The 16,640-nt window shown below is 55.8% G+C and carries 13 protein-coding genes and 1 pseudogene; 13 read left to right on the forward strand and 1 reads right to left on the reverse strand.

Going from position 1 to position 16,640, the window contains the following annotated elements:
• Positions 1-811 precede the first annotated feature (811 nt).
• The 13 genes and pseudogenes from ACOYW0_RS21400 to tnpC all read left to right on the forward strand — a co-directional run bounded on the left by ACOYW0_RS21400 (position 812) and on the right by tnpC (position 16,036).
• Positions 812-1,252 (forward strand): hypothetical protein, encoded by a 441-nt coding sequence (locus tag ACOYW0_RS21400; protein ID WP_482415794.1) that lies wholly within the window; start codon positions 812-814, stop codon positions 1,250-1,252.
• A 729-nt stretch (positions 1,253-1,981) separates the two neighbouring features.
• Positions 1,982-3,310, forward strand: a complete 1,329-nt coding sequence (gdhA, locus tag ACOYW0_RS21405; protein ID WP_482415795.1) for an NADP-specific glutamate dehydrogenase — start codon at positions 1,982-1,984, stop codon at positions 3,308-3,310.
• 172 nt (positions 3,311-3,482) lie between these two features.
• Complete coding sequence (locus ACOYW0_RS21410; RefSeq protein ID WP_180142215.1) at positions 3,483-4,850, forward strand: aminotransferase family protein; 1,368 nt, start codon at positions 3,483-3,485, stop codon at positions 4,848-4,850.
• Between the two features lie 128 nt (positions 4,851-4,978).
• Positions 4,979-6,508 carry a CoA-acylating methylmalonate-semialdehyde dehydrogenase gene (gene mmsA / locus ACOYW0_RS21415; RefSeq protein ID WP_482415796.1) on the forward strand — a complete coding sequence of 510 codons (1,530 nt, stop codon included), beginning with the start codon at positions 4,979-4,981 and terminating at the stop codon, positions 6,506-6,508.
• 165 nt (positions 6,509-6,673) lie between these two features.
• Positions 6,674-7,159, forward strand: a complete 486-nt coding sequence (locus ACOYW0_RS21420; protein WP_482415797.1) for a universal stress protein — start codon at positions 6,674-6,676, stop codon at positions 7,157-7,159.
• A 106-nt stretch (positions 7,160-7,265) separates the two neighbouring features.
• Positions 7,266-7,985, forward strand: coding sequence for an ABC transporter ATP-binding protein (locus tag ACOYW0_RS21425; protein ID WP_482415798.1), 720 nt, complete (start codon positions 7,266-7,268; stop codon positions 7,983-7,985).
• Between the two features lie 312 nt (positions 7,986-8,297).
• Positions 8,298-9,410 carry an ABC transporter substrate-binding protein gene (locus ACOYW0_RS21430; protein WP_180142207.1) on the forward strand — a complete coding sequence of 371 codons (1,113 nt, stop codon included), beginning with the start codon at positions 8,298-8,300 and terminating at the stop codon, positions 9,408-9,410.
• Positions 9,411-9,528: 118 nt separating this feature from the next.
• Positions 9,529-10,323 (forward strand): ABC transporter permease, encoded by a 795-nt coding sequence (locus ACOYW0_RS21435; protein WP_180142205.1) that lies wholly within the window; start codon positions 9,529-9,531, stop codon positions 10,321-10,323.
• A 5-nt stretch (positions 10,324-10,328) separates the two neighbouring features.
• Positions 10,329-11,168: an ABC transporter permease gene (locus tag ACOYW0_RS21440; RefSeq protein WP_218951053.1), complete on the forward strand. Its 840-nt coding sequence runs from the start codon at positions 10,329-10,331 to the stop codon at positions 11,166-11,168.
• A 25-nt stretch (positions 11,169-11,193) separates the two neighbouring features.
• Positions 11,194-11,970: an ABC transporter ATP-binding protein gene (locus ACOYW0_RS21445; protein ID WP_180142203.1), complete on the forward strand. Its 777-nt coding sequence runs from the start codon at positions 11,194-11,196 to the stop codon at positions 11,968-11,970.
• A 340-nt stretch (positions 11,971-12,310) separates the two neighbouring features.
• Positions 12,311-13,027, forward strand: a complete 717-nt coding sequence (locus ACOYW0_RS21450; RefSeq protein WP_180142201.1) for a GntR family transcriptional regulator — start codon at positions 12,311-12,313, stop codon at positions 13,025-13,027.
• Between the two features lie 215 nt (positions 13,028-13,242).
• Complete coding sequence (locus tag ACOYW0_RS21455; protein WP_180142199.1) at positions 13,243-14,028, forward strand: sulfite exporter TauE/SafE family protein; 786 nt, start codon at positions 13,243-13,245, stop codon at positions 14,026-14,028.
• 585 nt (positions 14,029-14,613) lie between these two features.
• Positions 14,614-16,036, forward strand: a pseudogene (gene tnpC, locus ACOYW0_RS21460) (IS66 family transposase).
• Between the two features lie 161 nt (positions 16,037-16,197).
• Here the strand turns inward: tnpC and ACOYW0_RS21465 are convergent.
• Positions 16,198-16,632, reverse strand: coding sequence for a hypothetical protein (locus ACOYW0_RS21465; RefSeq protein WP_482415799.1), 435 nt, complete (start codon positions 16,630-16,632; stop codon positions 16,198-16,200).
• Between the last annotated feature and the right edge of the window lie 8 nt (positions 16,633-16,640).

Here is a 16,640-nt window from a genome sequence, read left to right on the forward strand (position 1 = left end):
AAAATCGACCGATTTTATGTCGTCATCTCGTTTAGTCTTTAATGCCCCCGATTCAAGATCCGTGTTTGCCGAGCGTTGTTGGACATCCCGAAAGCCGATGCCCCACGCCAAACGGTGCGGGAGCCGCACCCTACAGCCCACGACGTCTATCGGTGTCTCGTCGGGTGCCTCGTGCGCACCGAAAGACGCCTCATAGACTGAAATGGACAGATCTGATGTCGCCATCTCGTGCTGTTTTTGGTGCCACCGATTCAAGATTCGTGTTTGTCAGCATGGTCAGGCTCTCTGAAAGTTGATGCCCCGAGCGATGCCAAGCGGTACGGGAGCCATGCCCACAGTTCACGAAGCGGGTGGGGGTGGGGGTGGGGCTGCGTGGCGCATCGTGTTTCAGTTGAATAGTCGGTAACGGTAATTCGTGTTGGAATGATGGACCCGAGGGCCACGTGATGCCATGCGGTTCAGGTCCTGCAACCATCGCTTCGGAAACCGTGCAGTCACCGGTACACGATACGGCGCAGCGTGCAAGAGATGTCTGTAGGAATTACTGAATCGATCTGTTTGTGTCTTACATCGATTGTTACGAAGAAGAGTGGAGACGCATCATAATAGGGTTTCTTCGGCGGATATAGAAGTAAGGTGAGGAAACATCACTTTACTTTTTGGGCCCGGAATTGTATAGCCTATGGATACTTATTGGGCCTGTTTCTCCAAGGGGAAAACTGGTTGCCCGAGGGTTCAATCCGGACAATCGAGCCTGAGTGGCTCATGAACAGTGTTATACAAATCATGCATGAAAACAGAGGAGACGACAATGAAGAAGCTTCTGGTTCTGTTCTGCTCCGCCGGTGTTCTGTTGATGGCGGGATGCGGGAGCGAAAAGGTGACCCCCGAAGATGTCGGGAAGAAGTACATGGAAAAACGGTTTGCCGGTGCCGAAGCCAATTTGACCGAGCTCAAGTATGACGTCGTGGATACCGGTGATGACACGGCCACGGTATCCATTGAAGGCAGTATCTCCTACAAAGAGCAGATTTTCCTCGAGAAAAAAGGTGGCAACTGGGTTGTGGCTGCGGAAGCTCCAGAGGCCACCGAAGCTGTTGCTGAAGCTGCAGAGGCAGACGAGGCCGTTCATGCAGAGGCGGATGCTGCACAGGAGGCAGAGGTCGATGCCGAGGCCCCTGCTGAGCCCGAAGAAGAAGCCCATGACGGCCACGACGACAGCCATGCTGCCGAAGAGGTCGCTCACCACTGATTTTTGAGGAATGCACGGGCTATAGGATCGCGTGATGTTTTCCTTGCCCGGTAGATTCCCTGGCTTGGTTATAAAAAACCGCCTCTTTCATATTTTGGGAAGAGGCGGTTTTTTTTGTTTCAATGTTGCCGATTCTTTCCCTCCTTGGCTGTAAGACCACCATGAATCTTGACGATGTACCGTTACCGTGGTATGTAATGTCATGCTTTTTTAGGTGGTTATGTCCTTATTTTTGTTTTGTCCATCTCTTGTAGGTTTCCCCGCTGTTTTTTTCTTCCATGGCTCCCCCCACGTGACGATTCGGCCTGTTTTCCCTTCTGATAGCGCAGTGAAGGCTCCATCTGTTGTTCGGACATCTTTATATAAAGGTGGTTATGGATCCCACGGTACCCGGCTACCCTGATGTCCTCTGAAGTATTGAAGCGGGGTCTTCCGGCATGGAATCGTGTTGCCGGTTTGGGGGCTGTAGATGAGGGGCACGGGGGCGTTGCGCAAGGTGTCATCAGTCCGTTTGATCAACATATTCAATGGGTCACAGGCCACTGGTTTGTGTGTTCAGGGCAGGGTGAACGCAGCCTTTGCCAATCGCGTGGCTTTGACTGATTTTAAAATGCAACGGAACGCTGTTTTAGTTCTTGACGCTCTCTTTTGGTATCTGATATATCAGATACAGAAGATCACGCATCATCGGTGATGCGCTGGTATGTATATTAAATTGGGATAAGCGACATGTCAGAGATTTTAGAAATCGTAAAAAACAGAGACCCTCATCAGCCGGAATTCCACCAGGCCGTTACCGAAGTGGTGGAGTCCGTAATGCCCGTTCTTGAGCAGAACCCTCAGTACCGACAGCACAATGTCCTGGAGAGACTTGTGGAGCCGGAGCGTGTCATTATGTTTCGAGTCCCCTGGCTCGACGATGAAGGCAAGATTCAGGTGAACCGAGCCTTTCGCGTTCAGATGAACAGTGCCATCGGCCCCTACAAGGGCGGATGTCGTTTTCACCCCTCGGTGAACCTCAGTATTCTCAAATTCCTCGCCTTCGAGCAGGTCTTTAAGAACGCTCTGACAACCCTTCCCATGGGAGGCGGCAAAGCAGGTTCCGACTTCGACCCCAAAGGCAAGTCCGACAACGAAGTCATGCGCTTTTGCCAGAGCTTTATGGCGGAACTCTTCCGTCACATCGGTCCCAACACCGACGTACCTGCCGGCGATGTGGGGGTAGGGGCCCGTGAGATCGGCTACCTGTTCGGTATGTACAAAAAACTCACCAACGAGTTCACCGGGGTTCTCACCGGCAAGGGCCTCAACTGGGGCGGCAGCCTGGTTCGCCCCGAAGCCACAGGGTACGGCGCCGTCTACTTCCTGGACGAGATGCTCAAGACCCGCGGCGAGAGCATTGAAGGCAAGACCGTAGCCATTTCCGGTTACGGCAACGCCGGCACCTATGTCATTGAAAAAATCAACGAACTCGGCGGCAAGGTGGTCACCATCGGCGACGAGTATGGTTACGTTCACGACCCCGACGGCATCAAGGGTGAGAAGCTGAAGTACATGGCCGACCTCTGGACCATTTACCGTCGCCCCGCCAAGGATTACGCCGACAAGTACGGCTGTGAGTGGGTGCCCGGCAAAAGGCCCTGGGAAGTCCCCTGCGACGTGGCCATGCCCACCGCCCTTGAAAACGAGCTCCAGCTCGATGACGCCAAGACCCTCGTTGCCAACGGCTGCAAGGCCGTTGTTGAGGTGGCCAACATGCCCTGTACCCTTGAGGCGGCACATCACTTCAAGGAGAACGGGATTCTCTTTGCCCCTGCCAAGGCAGCCAACGCAGGCGGTGTGGCCACCTCCGGCCTGGAGATGAGCCAGAACAGCATGCGCCTCTCCTGGGGCCGCGAGGAAGTGGACGCACGCCTCAAAGGCATCATGCAGAACATCCACAACACGTGCCTGTCCGCAGCCGAGCAGTACGGTATGCCCGGCAACTACGTGGCCGGCGCCAACATTGCCGGTTTCATCAAGGTTGTGGACGCCATGATCGATCAGGGCGTGGTTTAATCCGGGTATTTTAAGACGGTTACCAATGAAATACCCGGAATAAGACAATACAGACGGGGGACCGGCGCTTCTCAGAACGCGTCTTATGCAGCCGAAGTGAGTCGAGAGGGTCGGCGCCCCCACCTGTCTTTAACATACATGAGTTTCCATTTTTTCTGGAAGGAGTGGACCATTGATAGATTTAAAAAGCATCCCCACAACCAAGGAAGACCTCGATTCCTACGAGGTGAAAAACAACTTTCATTCCTGGTCTTACCAGCCTGAGAAGTCCCCCCTGCGCGTTGTGTCCGCCAAGGGGGTTCGCTTCACCACCGAAGACGGTCGTGAGCGCCTGGACTTCAGCTCCTGCTTTGTCAGCCACAACATCGGCCACCAGGACCAGCGCGTCATCGACGCCATGTGTAAGCAGGCCAACGAGCTGACCTCCTTTGCTCCCAGCATGTCCACCAAGCCCCGCGCGGTCCTGGCCAAGATGCTGGCGGAAGTGACCCCCGGAGACCTCTCCAAGTCCTTCATCTCCCTGGGCGGCACCGAGGCCAACGAAGCGGCCATTAAGATTGCCCACCAGTTCACCGGACGCCGCAAGATCATCGGCCGTTTCCGCAGCTACCACGGCGGCACCGCCACCTCCATGAGCCTTTCCCTGGGCGACTCCCGCGGCTGGCAGCAGGTCCTGGGCGGTGCGGATCTCGTTCGCGTGCCCCAGCCCTACTGCTACCGCTGCATGTTCGGCCAGAGCTACCCCGGCTGTAAGATGGAGTGCGTCAAGTACGTGGACGAGGTGATTGAACTCGAAGGCGGCGGCGACAAAGTGGCTGCCATCATCTTCGAGCCCATCACCGGCGCCAACGGCATCATCGTGCCTCCCGACGAGTACATGAAGGAGCTCCGTGCTGTCTGCGACAAGTGGGGCGTTCTCATGATCGCCGACGAAGTCATGACCGGCTTCGGTCGTACCGGTGAGTGGTTCGCCATGAACCACTGGGACGTGGTGCCCGACATCATGACCATGGCCAAGGGCCTCTCCTGCGGCTACCTGCCCATCGGGGCCACCATTGTACGTGAGCACATCGGCGAAGCCTTCAAGAACACCTTCTTCGGTCATGGCTGCACCTACGCAGGCCACGCCATGAGCTGCGCGGCCGCCGGTGCGGTGCTTCCCATCTACCAGGAAGACAACCTCATCGAGAACTCCCGCGTCATGGGCGCCTACCTCCTGGACAAGGCCATGGAGCTCAAGGAGAAGCACCCCAGCGTGGGCGATGTTCGCGGCAAGGGTCTGTTCGTGGGCATTGAGCTGGTCAAGAACAAGGAGACCAAAGAGCCCATCATGGCCGTTGCGGACCGCGTTAAAAAGGGCCTCAACCCCAAGACCGCCGTTGCTGCCAAGCTCGGCGAGCTGGGCATGATGGCCATGGCCGCCAACCCCAGCAACGTCATCGCCATGGCTCCTGCGCTTATCGTGACCAAGGATGAGATCGACGAAGGCATCGCCAAGATGGACGAAGCCCTCAATGTTGCCGACACCTATACTGAATAACAGCCTCTCTCCGGCTCCTGTCGGGAGCCGGAGGGACCTGTGGTTATAACTGAAGACCATTTCGCCGGGGCTGGGTTTATGAAGACCCCGGCGTCTTGAAACACGCTTTTCAAAAGGAGAGCAGTTACATGGAATTTACGAGAGTCAAGAACTTCATCAACGGTGAGTGGGTTGAAGACCCCAAAGCAACTTATATTCCCCTGCACAACCCCTCTACAGGTGAAGTGATCGGTGAAGTTCCCATGAGCAGCACCGAGGCCTCCATTGAAGCAGTCAAGGCTGCGGATGCCGCTTTCCCCGCATGGAAGAACCTGTCCATCGGCAAGCGCGTAGGTTACCTTTTTGCTCTTCGTCAGGCCATGCTTGACCATCAGGAAGAGCTCGCCGTTGCCATTGCCACCGACCAGGCCAAGCACATCAGCGAAGCCCGCGGTGAGGTGATGCGCGTTGTTCAGATTTTTGAAGCCGCCTGCAGCATCCCCACCCTGATGCAGGGCGAGACCCTGGATAAGATCGCCAACGGCATCAGCGGTCGTGTCACCAAAGAGCCCATGGGCGTGTTCGGCGGCGTGGCTCCTTTTAACTTCCCCGCACTCGTGTTCGGCTGGTTCATCCCCTACGCCATCGGCACCGGGAACACCTTTGTCTACAAGCCCTCCAACGAGTCTCCGCTCTTCATGCAGATCATCGGCGACATCTTCAACGAAGTGGGTCTCCCCAAAGGCGTGGTCAACATCATCCACGGCGACCCCAACGTGGTTGAGGCCTGGTACGACCGCCCCGAAATCGCAGGTGTCTGCCTCGTGGGCTCTTCCCCCACGGCCAAGGCCATCGCACAGGGCTGCGGCAAGAACGGCAAGCGCTCCATGCTCCTCGGCGGCGCCAAGAACTTCCTCGTGGTCATGGAAGACGCCAACATGGATGTGTTCATCGAGAACTTCATCCACTCCGCCTACGGCTCCGCAGGTCAGCGCTGCCTGGCCGGCTCCATCATCGCCGTTGTCCCGGAAGTCTACGACGAGTGCATCGAGCGCATGGTCGAAGCCTCCAAGAAGGTCACCGTGGGTGATGCCATGGATCCCGATATCTACATGGGGCCCGTCATCAGCAAGGAGGCCAAGGAGCGCATCGAAAAGTACATCGAGATCGGCATCGAAGGCGGCTCCAATCTCGTTCTCGACGGCCGCAGCCCCGAGCTGCCCGAGAAGAACAAGGACGGCTACTTTGTCGGTCCCACGATCTTCACCGACGTCACCCCCTGCCGCACCATCGCCCAGGAGGAGATCTTCGGCCCCGTGGTTTCCGTCATGAAGATCAACGACCTGAACGACGTGCTGGGACTCATTAAAGAGCAGCCCTTCGGCAACGGTGCCTGCATCTTCACCCAGAACCAGTACTACACCGAAAAATTCATCTCCGATGCCAACGTTGGCATGGTGGGTGTGAACGTGGGTGTCTGTGCCCCCCACCCCTACCTGCCCTTCGGCGGTATCAAAGACTCCCTTGTCGGCACCGACAAGGTCCAGGGGAAAGACGGTATCGACTTCTTTACCCAGAACAAAGTGGCCACCGTTCGCGTGACTCCCCCCGAGGGCGTTGCCGAGTGCGGCACCCGCGTAGACGGCGACAAGTCTGTTCGCAGCTGCGTAGCCCAGTAGGAGAAAGCTGATCCTGAAAAGGGAAGAGGGGGCCTGTGACAGGGCGCCCTCGACCCTTTCAGGACTGCCCGGACAAGGGGAGATGTGCCGCTCCCCGGATCCCTGCAAGGGGCTCTGAACTCCGGCTTAACCTGTGAAGTTACAAACCATACCGACAGGTGCACTATGGCGTACAAAAAAATTGTCGTGGCTGTTGATGTCAACGACGCAAGCTCTGCCCTCATGGAGCAATCCGTTGAGCTTGCCGTGAAAGAGGGAGCGGAACTCGCCGTGTTCCATTGCCTACGCCAGTCTACGGTTGCGGAACTGGAAGACCGCATAGGAACCTTCACGGAGATGGACCAGGCCTCATCTCACCGGAAACGCATTGAACGAAAAGATGCCCAGGTGATGCACGCCGAGGCATGGCTCCAGGGCCTGTGTATTCTGGCCAAAGGGAAGGGAGTCAAAACGAGAACCCATGTGGCTGTGGGAAAACCCGGGGAGGACATCGTCGAGTATGCCGGCGACTGGGGGGCGGACCTCATCGTGCTGGGGCGGACAAACCGCGGCACCCTGACCGACCTTCTCCTGGGGAGCGCCAGCAACCACGTGGTCCATCATGCGCAATGCTCCGTACTGCTCGTCCACACGAATCCGACGAGCGGGTAAAACCGACAGCGCCTGGTGACCTTCACGCCCAAAATAGATAACATCAAGAAACTATGAGGGGAATTTAAAGGTGGGGAACAATCCAGCTGTAAGAAATAAAATTGAAGTGAAGAACCTGACCAAGCGATTTGGCGACCTTCTGGTTCTTGACAAGATCAACTTTACCGTGGCTGAGGGGGAATTCCTCAGCATTGTCGGTCCGACCGGGTGCGGGAAAACGACCTTCCTGAACCTTCTGTCCACGCTCATGCCTTCCTCTGACGGCAATATCTTCATCGATGGAGAGGTTGCCGATCCCACCAAGCACAACCTTGCCTTTGTTTTTCAAGAGCCCACATGCCTGCCGTGGCGAACCGTACGTGAAAACGTTGCCTTTGGCATGGAGGTGAAGAACGTCTCCGAGGCGGAAAAAGAGGAACGCCTTAATCGCATCATGGATATGGTTGGCTTGACTGACTGCGCCAGCCTCTATCCCAACCAGGTATCGGCCTCCATGATCCAGCGTATCGCTGTGGCCCGTGCCTTCTCCGTCGACCCTGACCTGCTCCTGATGGATGAACCCTACGGCCAGCTCGACGTCAAGCTCCGCTATTACCTGGAGGACGAGCTTGTCTCGCTCCAGAACAAACTGAAAAGCACCGTTATTTTCGTAACCCACAACATTGAGGAGGCCGTCTACGTTGCCGACCGCATCCTGGTCCTGAGCAACAAGCCCACAAATGTTCGCGCCGAGGTGGTGGTGGACCTGCCCAGGCCCCGCAACCCCATGGACCCCAAATTCGTTGAGATCCGTGAGCACGTCACCGAACTCATCCGCTGGTGGTAACCGCCGCCTTTGGGGAAAAGATGCACGAAACCTTTTTTTAACCGGATGGTTGAAAGGGGCAAAAGCCGTTCAGACTGCAATCCCGGCTTTTAGCTTCCGCGCCACCCGGCAGCACCACGGTCCGCAGGCGAGGTTTACGCCGATGGGACCGCTTAAAGAACCCGACCTTGAGGCGATCGGGCGAGAAAAGACCCGATGGATGTCGGGCACTTTAGCACCTGTTGGTGAACCCTCCCCTTTTGAGGTGTGCAGGAGGAGGGACGAGGTGTCACTCCGTGAAACATTAACTGTAGTTATGCGAAGGAGAGTGTAATGAGAAAGCTTAAATTAATCGGCATCGTGTGCCTGGTTCTTTTGTTTGCCGTGACTGGCGTCGGAACGGCATTCGCCAAGAAGAAGCTTTTTAAATTAAAGACCTGCTGGCTTCCCGAACATGAAGCATTCATGGCCTGGTACATGGTGGAGAAGGGCTGGGACAGGGAAGAAGGTCTGGACATGGAACTTCAGTACTACGACTCAGGGATGGCACAGCTGGAAGCCCTTCCCTCAAAATCATGGCACCTGGGCGGTAACGGGGCCACTCCCCACGTCCTGGCAGGCCTGCGCTACGGCACTTACTGCGCCATGGTGGGCAACGACGAATCCTTTACCAACTCTGTGCTCGTGCGCGCCAACAGCCCCATTTTAAAGACCAAGGGATGGAACCCCAAGAACCCTGAGGTCTACGGCAGCCCCGAAACCATCAAGGGCATCACCATTCTCACCACCACGGTCTCTTCTCCCCACTACACCATGAGCTCCTGGCTCAAGGTTTTCGGCCTTAAAGACAAGGACGTCATCGTCAAGCACATGGACCAGGCCCAGGCCATGGCGGCCTTTGAAGCGGGCGTGGGCGACGCCGTCTGCCTCTGGGCTCCCAACATGTACATCGGCATGGACCGCGGCTGGAAGGTTGTGGGCAACATCCACACCTCCGGCACCAGCCTGCCCATCACCATGATGGTGGCCCGTGAGTTCGGCGACGAGCACCCCGAGATCGTGGCCAAGTTCCTCCGTCAGTACTTCCGCGTGGTCAATCTCATGAAAGAGCACGGCCAGGGCAACTTCGACACCCCCACCAGCAAGCAGCTCCTCGCCGATTACCGCCGGTTCTTTGAAGAGTGGGTGGGCACCCCTCTGACCAAAGAGATGGCCATGATGGACATCAAGATGCACCCCGTGTTCACCCTGGAAGAGCAGCTCGAACTCTTTGCCAAGAAGGACGGCCAGATGAGCACCGTGGAGATCTGGATGCGCGACATCACCGATTTCTTTACCGCCCAGGGCAAATTCACCCAGGCCGAGCGCGACAAGGTCGTCAACAGCGACTACATCACCGACAAGTTCCTGAAGCTGGTGAAGACTCCGATCCCTGCGTACAACTAAGGATTGCTTCCTCCTGACATAAGGGATTTCCCCCTTTCCCTTTCCGGTGTTTTCGGAAAAGGGGAAGGGGGATCGGATGCAAAAAAGTACACGATTACGACTCGGAGGTTCATGATCCATGAGTTATGAAGAGGTGAAGGTTACCAAAGAACCCATCATGGTGATCCTTCCAATCATCAGCATCATCTTCTTTTTCGGGGCCTGGCAGTCCCTGCTCACCTTCGGGGTGGTGCCCAGTTCCCTTTTGGCGTCTCCCCTGGAGGTCCTCAAGCTGTTCATTGCCAAGTGGACCCAGTTGAACCCGGACGGCGCACTTCTCACCACCCACATGTGGACCAGCATCCAGGAGGCATTTACAGGGTATGTTCTGGCGCTGCTGGTGGGGATTCCCCTCGGTCTTGCCATGGGGTGGTTCCCGGTTGTGGAAGGCCTCGCCCGACCCATTTTTGAATTGATCCGACCCATTCCCCCCATTGCCTGGATCCCCCTGACCATTTTCTGGTTCGGCATCGGCATCCCCGGCAAGGTCTTTATTATCTGGATCGCCGGTATTGTCCCCTGCGTTATTAACTCCTACGTCGGGGTGAAGATGACCAACCCCGTGCTGATTCAGATGGCGCGGACCTACGGTGCCTCCAGCTGGCAGATTTTTACCAAGATCTGTATTCCGTCTGCGCTTCCCATGGTTTTCGGCGCGCTCCAGATTGCCCTGGCTTACTGCTGGACCAACCTGGTGGGGGCCGAGCTCCTGGCTGCCGACAACGGACTGGGCTTCATGATCACCATGGGCCGCCGTCTGGCCATGCCGGACATGGTGCTCCTCGGGATGGCCATGGTAGGGTTGACGGGCGCTGTCATCGGCGTGGTCATCGATGCCGTTGAAAAGCGACTTCTTGCAGGGATAAGGAGGTAGGACACGTGACATCAATTGCCAACGAAACCCAATCGACGGCCAAGGAGCGGAGCCCCATCACGGTGAAGACCGTTTTGATGAACAAGTGGTTCCTCTACGCCGTCTCCCTGACCTGTTTTTTCGGGCTGTGGGACTATGTGGCCTACAAAAAGATCCTGGGCAGCTCCCTGGCCCGTCCCCTGGAGGTGGTGGAGTACATGGGGTACATGATCACCCACCGCCTGGCCGGCAACTCTTTGTGGGGCCATGTCTGGGCCAGTACCCGGCGCATCCTCATCGGCTTTTCCATTGCGTCCCTTGTGGCCGTGCCCCTGGGGCTGATGATGGCCCTGAACAAGTACGTCAACGCCATCGTCAAGCCGATCTTCGACCTCATGAAACCCATGCCCCCCATTGCCTGGATCTCCATCTCCATTCTCTGGTTCGGTATCGGGGAGCCCTCCAAGGTCTTTATCATCATCATCGGGACCTTTGTGCCCTGCCTGTTGAACTCCTACAACGGGGTGCGCCTGGTGGAGCCCGAACTTTACGATGTGGTCCGGGTCCTGGGCGGCAACCGGCGGGACGAGATCCTTCAGGTCTGCTTTCCCGCTGCCTTTCCTTCCATCTTTGCAGGGCTCCAGATCTCCCTTAGTATCGCCTGGACCTGCGTGCTGGCAGCTGAGCTCGTCAGTGCCCGCTCCGGCCTGGGGTACGTCATCATCAAGGGCATGAACCTGGGGCGTCCTGCCATGGTCTTGGGGGGCATGGTGGCCATCGCCCTTGCTGCACTTCTGACATCGCAGCTGGTGGGATTGCTGGAAAAAGTGCTCTGCCCCTGGAAGCGTGAAATCGAGGGACTCTAACCCATTGGAGGATGGAAACAAGACAATGGCTGAAAACGGAAACACAAACGCAAAAATTTCCTGTCGGAACATCAGCAAGACGTTCATCCAGAAGGGGAGCCAGAAGGTCCATGTTCTTGAAGACATCAGCCTTGATGTGGAAGAGAACGAGTTTGTGGTGATCTTAGGGCCCGGTCAGTGCGGGAAGAGTACCCTCTTGAGGATTATGGCGGGCCTTGAAACCCCCACCACCGGCAGCGTGGTCATCAACGGCAAGGAGGTGGACGGTCCGGGACAGGACCGGGGCCTCGTGTTCCAGAGCTACATGCTCTTTGCCTGGCGAACCGTCATGGGCAACGTGGAGATGGGCCCGAAGCTCCGCGGGGTCGGTAAGGAGGAGCGCCGAAAGGTGGCCCAGCACTATATCGACATGGTGGGCCTCCAGGGCTTTGAGAGCAAATTTCCCCACCAGCTCTCCGGCGGTATGAAGCAGCGCGTGGGCATTGCAAGGGCCTACGCAAACCAACCCGAGGTGATGCTCCTGGACGAACCCTTCGGCCAGCTTGACGCCCAGACCCGTATCTACATGGAGCAGGAGACCGTCCGTATCTGGGAGCAGGAGAAACGAACCGTCATCTTTGTCACCAACAACATCGATGAGGCCCTGTATTTAGGGGATCGCATCATCTGCATGGAGGGCAAGCTGCCCGGTCGCATCCGCGAGGTGTACGAGGTCAACCTGCCGCGACCCAGGAAATTTACCGACCATGAATTTTTGAAGCTTCGCCATGAAATTACCGAAGCCTCGGAGTTGACCTTGTAACCCAAACGCGTTTACCGCACATCGGCGGGCCCTTCATCTTTCATGGGAAAGGTGGAGGCCTGCCGGGCGGGACCCGGGAAGGGGTTACGGTGTTTTTTTTTAGTGGGAGGGCCTTTGGCCGCGGCACAGAGTGTGTGTCTGACGGGCAAGGGGCCGGGTTTTAACGGATTCATCTGTTTTGTGCGTGGTGTTCAATGAAGAATACTCTGTGCTGGATATTTCATAAAATATATAATATAAAATATCAGATAATTTGCAATGCGAGGCACAGGGGGCTCCAAGGGCCATGAGGCCGGATCGACCCCTGTTTGCCTGAAATAAAAGACCATAAGGAAGGACCATGCAGTCGTCAGCAAGACAGGGGGAAAGCGGGGTGATTAACGTTCAACCCCTGCGCGAACAAATTTACGATTACCTTCGCAATGATATCAACAAAGGCAACCTGCAGCCCGGACAGTTGGTGAACACCAACGAGATCAGCCGGAGCATGGGCATCAGCAAGACCCCCCTGCGCGAGGCGCTGATTCAACTGGAGTGCGACGGTTTTGTCACCATCCTCCCCCGGCGTGGGGTGATGGTCAACCGGCTGACCCTTTCGGACGTGCGCGAGTCCTGGGAGATCTGCAGGGCCTTTGAGTCCGAGATGATCAACCGCCTGTTTCACCGCATCGACGCCTCCTGCATCGCGTCCATGGAGGCCATCAACAACGAGATGAAAGAGGCCATGGCCGAAAAGGACACGGATCGCTTCTACCAGCTCAACATCGACTTTCATGATGCGTTTCTCTCGTTGTCGGACAACCGCCAGATGCTTCGCATCCTGAAGCGCATCAAGCAGAGGCTCTACGATTTTCTGTCCCGCTCCTGCATTCCGGAGTGGGAGACCGTCAACTGCGACGAGCACGAGCACCTCATCGAGCTGCTGCGCTCCGGGGACCGGGAGTCCGCCACGGCGTTTCTGCGGGATATCCACTGGTCTTTTGAGAAGCAGGAAGACCATATCCGGCGCTTTTACAAGCAGGCCACCAAGGAAGAGGTGGCCCTGGCCGGGGAGTGAGGGTCAGGAAACACAGGCTATATCATCCCGGGGGTCAGGCCCGGGGTGCGATCAATATGAAAAAAGACGGGTGAACGCAGCAAGGCTGCATTACCCGTCTTCGTGGTTTTAAACACAGGTGGGAGCCTGCTGTGGTACCGAGCCGGAAGGGGGCAGGGGGCAGCATGTTTTCGGTTCTCCGGCCCCGACCGTTATGTACGAAGGATGTTTGACGTATGATGACCTTTCTCTTGACCGGTATCGTGGTGTTCCTTACCCACACCCTGGAAGTGATTACCGGCTTTGGGTGTACTGTTCTCGCTTTTCCCTTTGTGACCTGGATCCTGGGGATCTATGAGGCCAAGATTCTGTTGGCCGTGTTGACCTGGATCCTGGGCGCCTACCTCGTCTCAACGAAGTTTCGCCACATCAACTGGCGCCAGTTCGGCATCATCGTGGCCCTGGTTGGCCTGGGCATGCCCGCGGGTATTTACCTCTTCAACCATTTTCCCAGCGACACCCTGAAGCTGCTTTTGGGGATCTTCATTGTCTGCACCTCCATCATGCAGCTGAAAAAAGAGTACGGCGGCATCCAGCTTCGCGTCACCATCCCCGAGTGGGTCTACTACGTGCTCCTGGTGTTGGGCGGTGTTCTTCACGGTGCCTTTGCCACGGGCGGTCCCTTTGTGGTCCTCTATGCCACGCGCAAGCTCCGGGACAAAGGAGAGTTCCGGGCCACCCTGAGCCTCCTGTGGGTTTCGGTCAACACCTTTCTCATTGCCACCGACGCCACCTTTGATCCCATCCTCTCCAACATGGGCGCCGTGATCACCCAGGGCGCCGCCATGGGCCAGAGCCTCCTCAACCTGGTCTGGTCCCTGCCGTTTCTGCTGGTGGGCATTCTCATCGGTGAGGTGGTCCATCATCGGGTGGATGCGGCCCTTTTCCGAAAGATCGTCTTCTGGGTGCTCCTGGCCACGGGTGTGTTCATCATCCTCGCCAACGTGCTTCATATCGCATAACGATTCAGCCCGAAAAAAGCCTCCGGCGGCCCTGCCGGGGGCCAAACTTTTAAAAAGTTTGACAAACAGGTCTTAAGTAAGCCTTCCAGGCTACGCCGAAACAATTTCGACATTTTCTGCCTTAGAAGAGTTTTTTGCGGAGCTTTTTTTTAAAAAAGCGACCCGCCGGAGGCATAGCTGAATAGTTACACAGATTTTAAAAATTCTTCTTAAATGAATTTTACGTGATTTTGCCCGAGAAACGAGGGACGAAGCGCAAGGGCAATCAGCTTTCGAGGTGGCTCACCTCGCCGCCGGATGTCTTTTTTTATTGTAACTATTCAGCTCACACATAAAATGTATTGAACTGCATTTTTTTCTTGACAGGATTTTTGATCAAATTTTTCATTTTGACCTGCGGATCTCTTACTCCGTTATTCCGGTGCTCAGGCCTGGCTATGAGGACCATAATTCATCTTATATGAAGGGCTATACGACCCGGCACCCTCAAATTTTTAAAGCCTGAAATTCGAAAGCTCAGGAGCCAAAATTCCGTTTTCAAAACCTGTGGTATACTATCCTCGTCAAAAAAGATGAGGAGACAGGGTGAAGATCGAAAGCATTGATATTCAAGCGGCGACAGACAACGCAAGGAAACTGATTCAGCAGGACGAGGACCTCTCGCCCGCAGTTGCAGCTGTGATCGAATTGCTGCTTACAATCATCACCCTTTTGGCGAACCGTCTAAATCTCAATAGCAAAAACAGCAGCAAACCGCCTTCTACCGATCCCAACAGGAAGAAGGAGAAAAAGCAAAACACCGAAGGAAAAAGCCCGGGGGCCAAAATGGCCACGAGGGAAAAACTCTTGAGCCCGTAGACAAGGCAGATCTCGTATTGCCGTTGAAACTCAATATGACCGAACTGCCACCGGGTGACTATCGCCACGTAGGTTACGAGACCCGGCAGGTCATTGATTTGAAGGTTGCTCAATACGTTACTGAGTATCGATCCGAGATTCTTGAGGATGCCTTCGGCAATCGATATGTTGCTCCTTTCCCGAAAGGAGTAGATCGACGCGTCCAATATGGCACGGGTCTCAAGGCTCACGCGATCTATCTTTCCCAGCATCAGCTGGTCCCCTACGAAAGAATCTGCGAGCACTTTCGGGATCAGGCCGGTATCCCAATCAGCGCAGGGTCGATTTTCAACTTCAACAAAGAAGCGTTTAACGCGCTTGAGGCGTTTGAAGAAATCGTCAAAGCCAGATTGTCCGGCTCGTCCGTCTGCCACGCAGATGAAACCGGCATCAACATGAACGGTAGTCGATTTTGGCTGCACTGTCTGTCGAACGATCTTTTCACTTACTTTTACCCGCACGAAAAGCGTGGCAGAGAGGCTATCGATGAAATGGGAATTATCCCAAGCTTCAAAGGCGTGTTGTGCCACGATCACTGGAAACCCTACTTCAATTACGACTGCCTGCACGCATTGTGCAACGCTCATCACTTAAGAGAGCTGGAGCGGGCTTGGGAGCAGGACAGTCAGCAGTGGGCCAAAGACATGAAGTTCTTGCTCCTTGAGATCAACAAGGTTGTGAACGAACACAGCGGCAAGCTTCCATCGGATATTGCCGGGGGCTTTCGAAAGCGCTACCTGAGCATCCTGGAAAAAGGAAATCTCGAATGCCCGCCCCGGATGAAACGAAAAGGAAGAAGGGACAACGCGGGCGGATGAAACGATCAAAAGCGAGAAACCTTCTCGAACGGATGGAAGACTTCGAGAACGAAACCCTTCGTTTCATGGACGACCCGCTGGTTCCTTTCACTAATAATCAGGGTGAAAACGACATCCGGATGACGAAAGTCCATCAGAAAATTTCTGGGTGCTTCCGATCTATGGAAGGGGCCAAGATCTTCTGCCGAATACGCAGCTACCTTTCTACATGCAAGAAAAACAACGTGCATGCAAGCGACGCATTGCGCCTGTTGCTTCAGGGTGAATTACCCTCCTTTTTTGAAGCTGATTAACCCCTGTCGGCGAACCTACAGCTGAATAGTTACTTTTTATTTACTTTAAATACGCAAAAACCGGTCCCGGCATGTCATGCCGAGACCGGTTTTTTTGTTTGGTAACCATGGGCTCCCATTGACGGGAGGCCGGGGTATCTATGTCTACGCCTTAGTGGTGATCATTTGAGAACCGTGACATCCATGGCCGCCAGGGCCATGCGGGTGTCCGGGGATGCCTCGTAGAGTCGGATCATCTCGGTGGTGATGGGACGGCCCAGCTCCATGGAGAGCTTGTCGGCCAGGAGCTCCCTGTCGAGGTCCGGGACCCGGGCAGGGGACATGCCGGCCTGCTTGAGGTGCTTGTCTATGATGGATTTGTCCCCCTGGGGCACGTAAATGGTCCCGGTGGAGATATCCACGGCAAAGGCGATCACCCCCGGGATGATGCCGAACAGGAGCCCTGCGGCATCCAGGAGAAACACGGCGGTATCGAGCCTGCCGCCGGACTGTCCCTTGCGCTCGGGGTAGAGGAGGTACCCGCAGGCCGTGAGGCTCAGGACGGCCGTCAACAGGGCGATGGCCGTCATTTTTCGTATCAGGTTTCTGGCTTTCATGGTGAGTC

The organism is Desulfoluna sp. HI9BLuna (assembly GCF_056829775.1).